This window comes from Pseudomonas sp. GL-B-26, assembly GCF_019947405.1.
Taxonomy (GTDB): Bacteria; Pseudomonadota; Gammaproteobacteria; order Pseudomonadales; family Pseudomonadaceae; genus Aquipseudomonas.
The window spans coordinates 14,198-28,041 of sequence record NZ_JAGYGJ010000044.1 but is presented as its reverse complement, the minus strand read 5'-3'; the positions used below and the strand labels follow the sequence as shown (position 1 = coordinate 28,041).

Sequence of the window (13,844 nt, the reverse complement as noted above, 5' to 3'; positions counted from 1 at the left end):
TTCTCACAACGCAGCTGGAGGCCACAAGCCGCTCATCTGTAGTTTTACTACTCGTATATACATTCGAAAGGCTGAAATGCCCGATGATTTGTAGTAAAACTACACGCCGCCGGAACAACCTCTCGGCAATCCAAGAATTTATATCGTCTGCCCACAAGGCCAGTCGCAAACTCAGGCAACCGATTCTGGAAGCCTTTCCGCCCTGGAGCAAGCCATGCAAGACCTCGATCCCGTCGAAACCCAGGAATGGTTGGACGCCCTGGAATCGGTTCTCGACAAAGAAGGCGAAGACCGCGCTCACTATCTGATGACCCGTATGGGCGAACTCGCAACCCGTAGCGGTTCGCAATTGCCTTACGCCATCACCACGCCATACCGCAACACGATCCCCGTTACCCACGAAGCACGCATGCCTGGCGACCTGTTCATGGAACGCCGCATTCGCTCGTTGGTACGCTGGAACGCGATGGCCATGGTGATGCGTACGAACCTGAAAGATTCTGACCTGGGCGGTCACATCTCCAGCTTCGCCTCCAGCGCAACCCTGTACGACATCGGCTTCAACTATTTCTTCCAGGCCCCGACCGACGAACACGGCGGCGACCTGATCTACTTCCAGGGTCACACCTCGCCAGGCGTTTACGCCCGTGCGTTCATGGAAGGCCGCATCACCGAAGACCAGATGAACAACTTCCGCCAGGAAGTGGACGGTCAGGGCCTGTCGTCCTACCCGCACCCATGGCTGATGCCTGATTTCTGGCAGTTCCCGACCGTATCCATGGGTCTGGGCCCGATCCAGGCGATCTACCAGGCACGCTTCATGAAGTACCTGGAAGCCCGTGGTTTCATCCCTGAAGGCAAGCAAAAAGTCTGGTGCTTCCTGGGTGATGGCGAGTGTGACGAACCAGAATCCCTGGGCGCGATCTCGCTGGCTGGCCGCGAGAAGCTCGACAACCTGATCTTCGTTATCAACTGCAACCTGCAGCGCCTTGATGGCCCGGTTCGCGGCAACGGCAAGATCATCCAGGAACTTGAAGGCGTGTTCCGCGGTGCTCAGTGGAACGTGACCAAAGTCATCTGGGGCCGTTTCTGGGACCCACTGCTGGCCAAAGACGTCGACGGTATCCTGCAACGTCGCATGGACGAAGTCATCGACGGCGAGTACCAGAACTACAAAGCCAAAGACGGCGCATTCGTGCGTGAACACTTCTTCAACACGCCAGAACTCAAGGCGATGGTTGAAGACTTGTCCGACGACGAGATCTGGAAACTCAACCGTGGCGGTCACGACCCGTACAAGGTCTACGCGGCGTACCACGAAGCGGTCAACCACAAAGAACAACCAACCGTCATCCTGGCCAAAACCATCAAAGGTTATGGCACCGGTGCCGGCGAAGCGAAAAACACTGCGCACAACACCAAGAAAGTCGATGTCGACAGCCTGAAGTTGTTCCGTGATCGCTTCGACATTCCGGTCAAAGACGAAGAACTGGAAAACCTGCCGTTCTTCAAACCGGAACCAAACAGCGCCGAAGCCCGTTACCTGAGCGAGCGCCGCACTGCACTGGGCGGTTTCGTGCCACAGCGCCGCGCCAAAAGCTTCGACATCCCGACGCCGTCGCTGGATACCCTCAAGGCAATCCTGGACGGCTCGGGCGACCGTGAGATTTCCACCACCATGGCCTTCGTGCGGATCCTCGCGCAGCTGGTCAAGGACAAGGAAATCGGTTCGCGCATCGTTCCGATCATCCCGGACGAAGCCCGTACCTTCGGTATGGAAGGCATGTTCCGTCAGTTGGGCATCTACTCGTCCGTCGGCCAGCTCTACGAGCCAGTCGATAAAGACCAGGTGATGTTCTACAAAGAAGACAAGAAGGGCCAGATCCTCGAAGAAGGTATCAACGAAGCGGGCGCCATGAGCTCCTTCATCGCTGCCGGTACTTCGTACTCCAGCCACAACCAGCCAATGCTGCCGTTCTACATCTTCTACTCGATGTTCGGCTTCCAGCGTATCGGCGACCTCGCCTGGGCCGCTGGCGACAGCCGCACCCGTGGCTTCCTGATCGGCGGCACCGCCGGCCGGACCACACTGAACGGCGAAGGCCTGCAACACGAAGACGGTCACAGCCACATCCTGGCTGCCACCATCCCGAACTGCCGCACCTTTGATCCAACCTACGGCTACGAGCTGGCGGTGATCATCCAGGACGGCATGAAGAAGATGACCGAAGAGCAGCAGGACGTTTTCTACTACATCACCGTGATGAACGAGTCCTACCAGCAGCCAGCCATGCCGGCTGGTGTCGAGGAAGGCATCATCAAGGGCATGTACCTGCTCGAGGAAGACACCCGCGAAGCGGCGCACCACGTTCAGCTGATGGGCTCCGGCACCATCCTGCGTGAAGTCCGTGAAGCGGCGAAAATCCTGCGTGAACAGTTCAACGTCGGCGCTGACGTGTGGAGCGTTACCAGCTTCAACGAACTGCGTCGCGACGGCCTGGCCGTAGAGCGCAGCAACCGTCTGCACCCGGGTCAGAAGCCTAAACTGAGCTATGTCGAAGAGTGCCTGAACGGCCGTCAAGGTCCGGTCATCGCGTCTACCGACTACATGAAGCTGTTCGCTGAGCAAATTCGTCAGTGGGTCCCGTCCAAGGAATTCAAAGTCCTGGGCACCGACGGTTTCGGCCGCAGTGACAGCCGCAAGAAGCTGCGTCACTTCTTCGAAGTCGACCGTCATTTCGTGGTGTTGGCAGCCCTGGAAGCCTTGGCTGACCGTGGTGATATCGAACCTAAAGTGGTGGCTGAAGCCATCGCCAAGTTCGGGATCAACCCGGAAAAACGCAACCCACTGGACTGCTGAGGAGACACTCTGTGAGCGAACTCATTCGCGTACCTGACATCGGCAGCGGTGAAGGTGAAGTAATCGAACTATTTGTGAAAGTCGGCGACCGCGTGGAAGCCGACCAGAGCATCCTGACGCTTGAGTCGGACAAGGCGAGCATGGAAATCCCTGCGCCCAAGGCCGGCATCGTCAAAAGCCTGAAAGTGAAGCTGGGCGATCGCCTGAAAGAAGGCGACGAACTGCTGGAGCTGGAAGTCGAAGGTGCCGCTGCGCCGGCCCCTGCGGCTGCCGCTGCGCCGGCTGCCAAAGCTGAAGCGAAACCGGCTGCTGCTCCTGCAGCGGCTCCAGCGCCAGCTGCCGCGCCTGCTGCTGCAACCACCCTGCAAGTGCACGTGCCGGACATCGGCTCGTCGGGCAAGGCCCAGATCATCGAGATCCAGGTCAAGGTCGGCGACACCGTCGCGGCTGATCAGTCGCTGATCACCCTGGAGTCCGACAAGGCCAGCATGGAAATCCCTTCGCCCGCCGCTGGCGTGGTCGAAAGCATCAGCGTCAAGCTCAACGACGAAGTCGGCACTGGCGACCTGATTCTGGCCCTGAAAGTGGCAGGTGCTGCGGCACCGGCTGCGGCCGCGCCAGCTCAGGCAGCTGCACCTGCTGCCGCTGCTCCAGCGCCAGCCGCTGCGGCCCCGGCGGCACCGGTTGCCGACAGCGTTCAGGACATTCACGTCCCGGACATCGGCTCTTCGGGCAAGGCCAAGATCATCGAAGTCCTGGTCAAGGCCGGCGATACCGTTGAAGCCGATCAGTCGCTGATCACTCTGGAATCCGACAAGGCGAGCATGGAAATTCCATCGCCTGCCGCTGGCGTGGTGGAAAGCGTTTCCATCAAGCTGGATGACGAAGTCGGTACCGGCGACCTGATCCTGAAGCTGAAAGTCAAAGGCGCTGCGCCTGCTGCTGCCCCGGCTCCGGCCGCTGCTGCACCGAGTGCTCCAGCGCCAGCCGCTGCTGCACCTGCCGCAGCCGCACCTGCTGCTGCCCCGGTTGCAGCTCCAGCCAAGCCTGGCGCCAAGGTTCACGCCGGCCCGGCTGTACGCCAACTGGCTCGCGAGTTCGGCGTCGAGCTGAACGCCGTCGGCGCCAGCGGTCCACACGGTCGCATCCTGAAAGAAGACGTGCAGGTTTACGTCAAAGCCATGATGCAGAAGGCCAAGGAAGCACCGGCCGCTGCTGCAGGCGCAACCGGTGGCGCGGGCATCCCGCCGATTCCGGTCGTGGACTTCAGCCGCTTCGGTGAAACCGAAGAAGTGCCGATGACTCGCCTGATGCAAATCGGCGCGTCGAGCCTGCACCGCAGCTGGCTGAACATTCCACACGTGACTCAGTTCGATTCGGCTGATATCACCGACCTGGAAGCGTTCCGTATCGCTCAGAAAGCCGTTGCAGAGAAGGCTGGCGTCAAGCTGACCATCCTGCCGCTGCTGCTCAAGTCCTGCGCGCACCTGCTCAAGGAACTGCCGGACTTCAACAGTTCGCTGGCACCAAGCGGCAAAGCGATCATCCGCAAGAAGTACGTGAACATCGGCTTCGCCGTCGACACCCCTGAAGGCCTGCTGGTACCGGTCATCAAGAACGTCGACCAGAAGAGCCTGTTGCAACTGGCAGCCGAGGCCGCTGTGCTGGCCGCCAAAGCCCGCGACAAAAAGCTCACCGCTGACGACATGCAAGGCGCCTGCTTCACCATTTCCAGCCTCGGCCACATTGGCGGCACCGGCTTCACGCCGATCGTCAACGCGCCGGAAGTGGCGATCCTCGGTGTTTCCAAGGCAACCATTCAGCCAGTCTGGGACGGCAAAGCCTTCCAGCCGAAACTGATGCTGCCGCTGTCGCTGTCCTACGATCACCGTGTGATCAACGGCGCCGCTGCTGCACGCTTCACCAAGCGTCTGAGCGACCTGCTGGCGGACATCCGCACCATCCTGCTGTAACACCGACGGGCCCTCCTTCACCGGAGGGCCTATCGCGTTCCACGTTTTCCGAGCGCCACGCTCGTACCTCAACCCCGCCAGTTTGGCGGGGCTTTTTTTGCCTGAAAGAAAGCCATCTCCGTTCAGCACTCCAAGTACCAACTGCCAAAGGCCGCGCTCGCTGTAGCAGCTGTCGAGCTTGCGAGGCTGCGTTCGGCTGCGTAGCAGTCGTGAGTCCGGCTGACGCGGTTTGCCTGATGCACCGCAAGTTCTGGTTTGACGACTGCTACGCAGCCGAACGCAGCCTCGCAAGCTCGACAGCTGCTACAGATCGCATTAGGGCTGAACTGACTGGCATTGGGCCCTCTTCCGAGTTTTATTCCTACATTCATGGCTTACGCCGCCTACAACCCGAGTCCACTTCTGCTCGATATTTTTTGCGAGCCAATAACTAAGCTAAGTTCAATAAATCACCACTAAACCCTTATCAACTTATTTTGATTAGTTAGCATTACTTCGAATGGATTCGAACATGTTCAAACCGACTGTCGGCCCTATTATTGGCCACACAACAACTAACCACGCACGCATCTTCTTGCGTGGCGAACTTCAAAACAATGCACCCGTATTTGCAGGCATTCGTTATCGCCGGCCCGGTGAAGAGCGCTGGTCCCACGGTGTATTTGCAAAGTTGACGATAGTGCGTGATATGTCCGATGTCATTGCGCTCAACGACCTTGCCACTGATACCGAGTACGAGTACCAGGCAGGCTGGTTCAGCCCCATGAGCCCGGTGCACACCGTGGAAACGATTCAGGAACTGCCGCTGCAATGGCCGCGGGATATCTACCGGTTTCGCACGCAGTCCAGCAAAGCCACGATTCCACGAGCCTATATCGTCGGCTCATGCCGTTACCTGCGCATGACCGCTGGCATCCCGTCTGCACCGCATCTGGGGGACAGGATTTTCGCCTCGATCACCAATCTGGCGCAGCAGGCCGAACCACCCATCAGCGCCATGTTGATGACCGGCGATCAAATCTATGTCGATGACCTGAACCTCTTCGCTCCCGACCGGGAATACAAGGAAATACTCAGTAAGTACCGCACGGCTTTTTCCCAACCCAATATCGCCAAGTTAATGTCCAGTGTGCCGACTTACATGATCCTCGATGACCATGAAATTGAAGACAACTGGCCCGTCAACGAAAGTAAGTCCGATGCCTATTTATACAAAAACGCCATTGCAGCGTATGAGTTATATCAAGCCAGCCACAGTCCAGCGCATGAACTTCTTTCCAGCGGGCAAATAAATAGAAAACTGGAACACTATTGGTATCAATTCACCGAAGGCGATATCGAATGGTTTATCACCGACAGCCGAACCCGACGCAACCTGTCGGCCAATGATCGTCGCATCCTCGACAAAGAGCAGGAACAGGCCTTGTGCAAATGGCTGATTCACAGCCCGGCCAGGGTCAAATTCGTGGTCACCAGCGTTATGTTCTACCCCGACCGCAAAGCCCATGGCGACGACGCATGGAGGGCCTTTCCCGAACAACGTCTGCGGCTGTTGGAAATCATCCGGACCCACGGGATCAAGAACGTTATTTTCGTCTCCGGCGACGTCCACGGCTCCTTGACCAGCCGCCTGAGCCATAGCGAGGACCCACACTTCGAGGTTCACACCATCGTTTCTTCACCGCTGTGCAACAGCAAGCTGTTGCCGTACGCCAAGGCCTCCACTTTCATCCTGGACAAAGCACTGGCCCGCACCACTACCGGTGACTACAACCATGAGCTGACCAGCAAAGTGGTCAGCGAGGACAATTTTGCGCACATCGTTGTGACAGAGGGGGAGATTCATGTCACCTATCGCGACCGCAATGGCAAACCGTTGCAGTCGGCCACCATCGCCCTTCGCTGACCTGTCGCGTTCTGCGTTGCCCAAACGCCACGCAGACACTTCCACCCCGCCCCTATGGCGGGGTTTTTTTACCCGCGCTCTCATAACGCAATAACTTCTTACAGCAAATAAAAGCACATCCAAACTTCGACAGTGCACAAGTACTACAACCAGCGCCCACAAAGACTACATAAGAAAGCATCACCGACTGACAGGCAATTCGCTACGCACCTCCTTAAAGTTAACTTAGTTGCGCAAGGCAACTATTAACTTATTGAATGGAATCAAACATGAAACTTAACACCCCAACTGTCGGCCCTATTCTTGGCTATACCACACATAATGAAGCTCGTATTATGCTCGCGGGCGCATCCAGTAAAATCACAGCACTGGCGGTTGTTCGTTATCGGCGGACAGGGGAACTTAAATGGTCCACCCCACACTTCGCCGAACTTCCGGCAAACGACGACACGACCGGCGTTGTTGTATTACCTCATTTGCAATCCAATATGAAATACACTTACCAAGCCGGCTGGTGCATCCCGGCCAGCTCAACCAAACCGCAAGACATTGTCTTTGAATGGCCTGCACAAGAGCACACCTTCTGGACCGTCTCGACGCAACCCGATATCAAGCGCAGCTACATTATTGGCTCCTGCCGCTACCTCAACCTGGCCGCACAAAATCCGGTGGACCCACAACGAGGAGATTGGATGTTCAGGATAATGGCTGAGCCCAACCTTCGTACCGATGGCCTGATCATGGTCGGCGATCAAATTTATGCCGACGATCTTAACTTCGCCTTTCCGGACCGAAAACTTGAAGACTTCCTGCGAAAGTACCGGGCGGCGTTTTCACAACCCCATATCAAGAACATGATGAGCAATACTTCCACTTACATGATTCTTGATGACCATGAAATCGAAGATAACTGGCCCGCCAAGCGCGCTCCGAACGATGATGAACTGTTCAACAACGCAATGAAGGCTTATCAACTTTATCAGTGCAGCCATAGCCCCGCTCATACACTGACACCTGATAACACCATCAATCGCAAACTTGAGCATTATTGGTATCAGTTCACTAATGGCAACCTTGAATGGTTTGTGACTGACACACGCACCCAACGCAATCTGTCGCCTAATGATCGACGACTGATGGATCACACCCAAGAGAAAGCCCTGACTGATTGGTTGAAGACCAGCAGTGCTAAAGTCAAATTCATTGTTACGTCGGTTATGTTTTACCCCGACCTGAAAAACGACGGTGGCGATGCCTGGAAGTCCTTCCCCGAGCAGCGCAACAGGCTTCTAGAGTTCATTCGCCTGAACAAGATCAAAAACGTTGTTTTCGTTTCCGGTGACGTGCACGGCTCGATGACCAGTCGACTGACCCACTCCGAGGACAAAGACTTTGTTGTCCATACGATCGTGTCTTCACCGCTGTGCAATACCACGCTGCTGCCTTACGCCAAAAAGGCTGACTTCATTCTGGACAAACCGCTGACCACTGTCGGCACCGGCAGCTACAACCTCACGCTGACCAGTAACAACGTCATCGGTACGGACAACTTCGCGCGCATCACCATTGAAGGCAAGCAGATCGCCGTAGGTTTCTTCGACAACACCGGAAAAAATCTTCAGCCGGTCACCATTTCACTGGTCTGATGGCGGCACAGCTCGTCATGCGGGACGAATCCAACGCTTTCACGTCCCTCATGACAGCTGGTTTCACTTCGATATTTCAGAATTTCACTGGGCTGCCGACATATTCTTATAGCACTTGGCCTTCATGTCTCTTGTCAGTCAGTGTCGCAATGATGCAACCTTGCCGCAGGTAACAGTAAAGAGGGCGAGAGCCCGGCGCGATCAGCCTATTCGAAGTGAGTTTCCTTCCATATGAAGAGCCAACCCGATGCCGCCAGCCGTATGGTGGCCGAGGTAGTGACGCAGTTGCCTGTGCCCTCGCGGCTCGGCATGCTTCGTTTCGAACGGCTGAATGAAGCGAGTTGGGCGCTGCTGTTTCTCGATCCCAATTGCGAACGACAGTTCGGCCTGCCGGCGGTGGAACTCTGTGCTCTGGTCGGCTCGCCCTACGCCAGCCTGATGGAGCCCGAAGCGCGTTATCAGCTGCATGACGCGGTTCAGCAACAACTCACCGAAAGCCCGCACTACCTGATCCGCTACACCCTGCACACCGCCGCCGGTTCCTTGAACCTGCTGGAACTGGGCGAAGCCTACAAACAACACAATCGACACCTGCTGCGCGGCTACCTGATGGTGGTCGACGGCCTGTTCGAGGGCGAGCAACTGCTGCCGGCCCTGGACCTCGAAACCCAGAACTCTCGCCTGCAAATCGCCCTGGAACTCAATCAGCGCGCCCAGCAGGAACAGCTCCTGCACCTGGACCGGGTGCGCGCCCAGCAAGACTTGATCCTGCTGCTGACCCGCCAGCGCTACAGCAGCAACAACTCCCTGAAAGAAGCCGCCGAACTGATCACTCGCAGTGCCTGTGACATTTACGAAATCGACTGCGCCAGCCTGTGGAACCTCGAAGGTTCACTGCTCGTGCCGATTTCGGCCTATCACCGCGCCAGCCAGGAATACCTGCTGCCTAAGTCGATCGACGTCAGTCTCTTCCCTGATTATCTGGATGCGTTACACACTGGCCGCGCCATCGACGCCCACAACGCCATACGCGACCCGCGCACCCGGGAAATGGCCGAACACCTGCGCCCACGCGATGTGAATGCGATGCTCGACGCCAGCATCCGCATCGATGGCCAAGTGGTCGGCGTACTCTGCCTGGAGCAGACCGGTACGACCCGCGCCTGGCAATCGGACGAAATTGCTTTCGCCGGTGAGTTGGCGGATCAGTTTGCCCAAGTCATCAACAACCACAACCGCCGCACCGCCACCAGCGCCCTGCACCTGTTCCAGCGTGCGGTAGAGCAAAGCGCCAACGCCTTTTTGCTGGTCAATTGCGATGGCGTGGTGGAATACGTCAACCCGAGCTTCACGGCGATCACCCAGTACACCACCGAAGAAGTCCATGGTCAGCGGCTGTCGGAACTGCCGGCACTGGAAAACCTCAGCGAACTGCTGTTCGACGCGCCCTCGGCGCTGGCCAAGAGCAACAGTTGGCAGGGTGAGTTCAAAAGCCGCCGAAAAAACCTCGAACCCTACTGGGGCCAGTTGTCGATTTCCAAGGTTTACGGCGACAACCGCGAGCTGACGCATTACATCGGCATTTACGAAGACATTACCCAGACCAAGCTCGCCCAGCAGCGCATCGAGCGTCTGGCGTATACCGATAACCTGACCAACCTCGGCAACCGCCCGGCCTTCATCCGCAACCTCGATGAACGTTTCGCCCGAGACAGCGATACCCCGATCAGCCTGCTGCTGGTGGACATCGACAACTTCAAGCGGATCAACGACAGCCTCGGCCACCAGACCGGCGACAAACTGTTGATCAGCCTCGCCCGACGCCTGCGCAACAGCCTGAGCCCGAGCGGCAGCCTGGCGCGGTTCGCCAGTAACGAATTCGCCGTGCTGCTGGACGACACCGACCTGCGTGCGGGCCAACAAATTGCCAATCAATTGCTGGCGACCCTCGACAAGCCGATGTTCGTCGACAACCAGCTGATCAGCGTCACCGGCTCTGTGGGCCTGGCCTGCGCGCCGTTGCATGGCCGTGACCCGCAAACCCTGATGCGCAACGCCGGCCTCGCGCTGCACAAGGCCAAGGCCAACGGCAAACACCAGGTTCAGGTGTTCACCGAAGCGCTGAACGCCGAAGCCAGCTACAAACTGTTCGTCGAAAACAACCTGCGCCGCGCCCTGACCCAGAACGAGCTGGACGTGTTCTACCAGCCCAAACTCTGCCTGCGCAGCGGTCGCCTGTTGGGGATGGAAGCGCTACTTCGCTGGAACCATCCGGAAAAAGGCATGATCCGCCCGGACCAGTTCATCAGCGTCGCCGAAGAAACCGGGCTGATCATCCCCATCGGCAAATGGATCGCCCGCCAGGCCTGCCGCATGAGCAAAGACCTGACCGCCGCTGGCCTGGGCAATCTTCAGGTGGCCATCAACCTGTCGCCCAAGCAGTTCTCCGATCCGGACCTGGTGTCGTCCATCGCCAACATACTCAAAGAAGAAGCGCTGCCGGCAAACCTGCTGGAACTCGAACTCACCGAAGGCCTGCTGCTGGAAGCCACCGAAGACACCCACTTGCAGCTCGATCAGCTCAAGCGTCTGGGCCTGACCCTGGCCATGGATGACTTCGGCACCGGCTACTCGTCGCTCAGTTACTTGAAAAAATTCCCGATCGACATCATCAAGATTGATCGAAGCTTCATCCACGAAATCCCGGACAACCAGGACGACATGGAAATCACCTCCGCGGTGATCGCCATGGCCCACAACCTGAAACTCAAGGTCGTGGCTGAAGGCATCGAAACCGCCGAGCAGTTGGCGTTCCTGCGCCGTCACCGCTGCGACGTCGGCCAGGGTTACCTGTTCGACCGTCCGATTCCGGGCACCGAGCTGATCGAAAAGCTCAAGCGCTATCCGCGTGGCCCGATCGCCTGACAGCGGCGTAACACTCGGGCAAACTGCGTGTCTGACAATTTACATTCAACCTGACTGAGGGGACTGATCATGGTCTTGCGCTCGGAAATTCTGGTGAACAAAAACGTGCTCCCGACTAAAGAACAAGCTCTGCCTGGCCGCGAAACCCCAATGACCGTGCCGGAAAAACACTTCGTCCACGACGCCCCGTTGCTGGGCCCGTTCGCGATGGACGTGGATTTCGCGATCTTCGGCCTCGGTTGCTTCTGGGGCGCGGAACGCAAGTTCTGGCAGCGCGAAGGCGTGGTCAGTACGGCGGTGGGTTACGCCGGCGGCTTTACGCCGAACCCGACGTATGAAGAAGTCTGCTCGGGCCTGACCGGCCACAGCGAAGTGGTACTGGTGGTCTACGAGCCGGCAAAAGTCAGCTACGAAGCGCTGCTGAAGATGTTCTGGGAATTGCACAACCCGACCCAGGGCATGCGCCAGGGCAATGACATCGGCACGCAGTACCGCTCGGTGATCTACGCCACCAATCCAACTCAGTTGGCAGCCGCCAAGCACAGCGAGCAAGTGTTCCAGGCTGAGTTGACGAAGGCTGGGAAAGGCACGATCACCACTGAAATCGACGAAGCCCCGACGGTCTACTTTGCCGAGGCTTATCACCAGCAGTACCTGGCCAAAAACCCTGAAGGGTATTGCGGGATTGGCGGCACAGGCGTGACTTGCCCGATCTGATTTAGCGCAACACCTGTGGCGAGGGAGCTTGCTCCCGCTCGGCTGCAAAGCAGTCGTAATTCGGCAGGCAGGTTCTTACTGAAAGAACACCGAAACCGATTTTAGGGCCGCTTCGCACCCCAGCGGGAGCAAGCTCCCTCGCCACAAATTACTCAGCGATCAACCAATCCATCTGCCACCCACCTTGGGTCTGCCCCAACTTCTTGGACAACCACGGCAGCAGCTCACGCAATTCCTCTTCCAGCCCCCACGGCGGATTCGCAATCGCCAACCCCGAGCCATTCAGACTGTTCGGCGTATCCAGCGGATGCACCAGCAACTCGACCCGCAACAACTTCGGCGCGCCCGTACCCGCCAAGTCCTGATAAAAACGACGCAACATGCGCTGATCCTTCACCGGGTACCAAATCGCCGCCACCGTCTGACGCATCCGGCCAATCGCCTCTTTCAGCGACGCCGCACAGCGCTGCATCTCATCCAGTTGCTCGAACGGCGGATCAATCAACATCACCGCCCGCTTCTCCTGCACCGGCAACATCGCACGCGGCACATGCCAGCCTTCGCCCAAGTGAACCTTCACCCGACGATCACCGGCCATGTTGTCCTTGAGCAGCAAGCCGTCTTCGGGGTGCTTCTCGTTGAGCATCACCCGATCCTGCGGCCGCGTCAGACGCCGCGCCAACTCCGGCGAACCCGGGTAATAGCGCAACTGGCCATCCGGGTTCATGTCGTGCAGCACCTTCATGTAATCAGCGGTCAACGCCGGCAGATCCGGCTGATCCCACAAACGCGCAATACCTTCCAGGTACTCACCGGTACGGCTCGCCTGATCACCCTGCAGGTCATACAGACCAATGCCGGCGTGAGTGTCGAGATAGGCAAACGGCTGCTCCTTGCGCGACATCAAAGCGATGATGCGGGTCAAAGTCAGGTGTTTGAACACATCGGCGTGATTGCCGGCATGGAAGGCGTGACGATAATTCATGGCTGCTCCTGCGAAGGGCGGGAAGTTTACCTTGTACGGCGGCGAACGTCAGGACCTCACAGCCGAGCGGGCTATCCCAGCCCCTATTTCGGGCATAACACAAACCCTGTGGCGAGGGGGCTTGCCCCCGTTGGGCTGCGAAGCAGCCCCAAAACCTACAATCCGGTTACACCTGACACTCCACAACGACCCAGCTTACAAAAACCCCGTGGCGAGGGAGCTTGCTCCCGCTGGGCTGCGAAGCAGCCCCAAAACCTGCGATCCGGTTATGCCTGACACACCGCACTGCCCGGTTTACGACTGCTGCGCAGCCGAACGGGAGCAAGCTCCCTCGCCACAAAAGCCGCCCGGCGCTACTCCGAAGACCGAGCCTTCAATCGTCGCCCTAACACATCCAGCACATCACACCCATCCCGCAACGGAATGGCACAGAGCAAAGCAAAATCACTAAGAATGAAGGACTGACACTCGATCGAACCGCGCATGGACAAGTTCTCCATCACTTGGGTGACGGCGCGAATTCGGTAGTTGGCAGCGTCATACAAAACATCCAGCGGCGCTTGGGTGTCGACGAACAGGGTTGGCATGTCATCGCAATTGCTGGTGAGCGCCATGAAGCGGCTTTGGGGATGGGGGGTTGGTTTTTCATAGGGAGGATCGGGATGAAGTGTTTTCATTTTTTGAGACCTTGGTGGATAAATTCAAGCTACCAACGGCCTTTCCTACGGGCTTGGGTGGCAGCCGTGCGCGGGAGTAGGAAACTGAGGATCCACCAAACTCAGCCACGCCGAAGCGTGTCCCACGCACAGCCGCCGCGAACGATCTTACGGAC

The 13,844-nt window shown here is 57.8% G+C and carries 8 protein-coding genes; 6 read left to right on the top strand and 2 right to left on the bottom strand.

Going from position 1 to position 13,844, the window contains the following annotated elements; all coding sequences use genetic code 11:
- Positions 1-214: 214 nt before the first annotated feature.
- The 6 genes from aceE (at position 215) to msrA (ending at position 12,027) form a co-directional block, all read left to right on the top strand.
- Positions 215-2,860: a pyruvate dehydrogenase (acetyl-transferring), homodimeric type gene (aceE, locus tag KGB23_RS23650; RefSeq protein WP_223432813.1), complete on the top strand. Its 2,646-nt coding sequence runs from the start codon at positions 215-217 to the stop codon at positions 2,858-2,860.
- Positions 2,861-2,871: 11 nt separating this feature from the next.
- The gene (gene aceF / locus KGB23_RS23645) at positions 2,872-4,833 is read left to right on the top strand and encodes a dihydrolipoyllysine-residue acetyltransferase (protein WP_223432812.1); all 1,962 of its coding nucleotides are present in this window, start codon (positions 2,872-2,874) and stop codon (positions 4,831-4,833) included.
- Between the two features lie 511 nt (positions 4,834-5,344).
- Complete coding sequence (locus KGB23_RS23640; RefSeq protein WP_223432811.1) at positions 5,345-6,739, top strand: alkaline phosphatase D family protein; 1,395 nt, start codon at positions 5,345-5,347, stop codon at positions 6,737-6,739.
- A 269-nt stretch (positions 6,740-7,008) separates the two neighbouring features.
- On the top strand, positions 7,009-8,385 hold the full coding sequence (locus KGB23_RS23635; RefSeq protein WP_223432810.1) for an alkaline phosphatase D family protein: 1,377 nt from the start codon (positions 7,009-7,011) through the stop codon (positions 8,383-8,385).
- 231 nt (positions 8,386-8,616) lie between these two features.
- A complete protein-coding gene (locus tag KGB23_RS23630) occupies positions 8,617-11,310 on the top strand; it encodes a putative bifunctional diguanylate cyclase/phosphodiesterase (RefSeq protein ID WP_223432809.1) in 2,694 nt (897 codons plus the stop codon).
- A gap of 69 nt (positions 11,311-11,379) precedes the next feature.
- Positions 11,380-12,027, top strand: coding sequence for a peptide-methionine (S)-S-oxide reductase MsrA (gene msrA, locus KGB23_RS23625; protein WP_150656684.1), 648 nt, complete (start codon positions 11,380-11,382; stop codon positions 12,025-12,027).
- Between the two features lie 148 nt (positions 12,028-12,175).
- Here msrA and KGB23_RS23620 read toward each other — a convergent pair whose 3' ends face one another.
- Together KGB23_RS23620 and KGB23_RS23615 are read right to left on the bottom strand one after the other, a co-directional pair.
- Positions 12,176-13,012: a 23S rRNA (adenine(2030)-N(6))-methyltransferase RlmJ gene (locus KGB23_RS23620; protein ID WP_008149676.1), complete on the bottom strand. Its 837-nt coding sequence runs from the start codon at positions 13,010-13,012 to the stop codon at positions 12,176-12,178.
- A 353-nt stretch (positions 13,013-13,365) separates the two neighbouring features.
- Complete coding sequence (locus tag KGB23_RS23615) at positions 13,366-13,689, bottom strand: hypothetical protein (RefSeq protein ID WP_223432808.1); 324 nt, start codon at positions 13,687-13,689, stop codon at positions 13,366-13,368.
- Between the last annotated feature and the right edge of the window lie 155 nt (positions 13,690-13,844).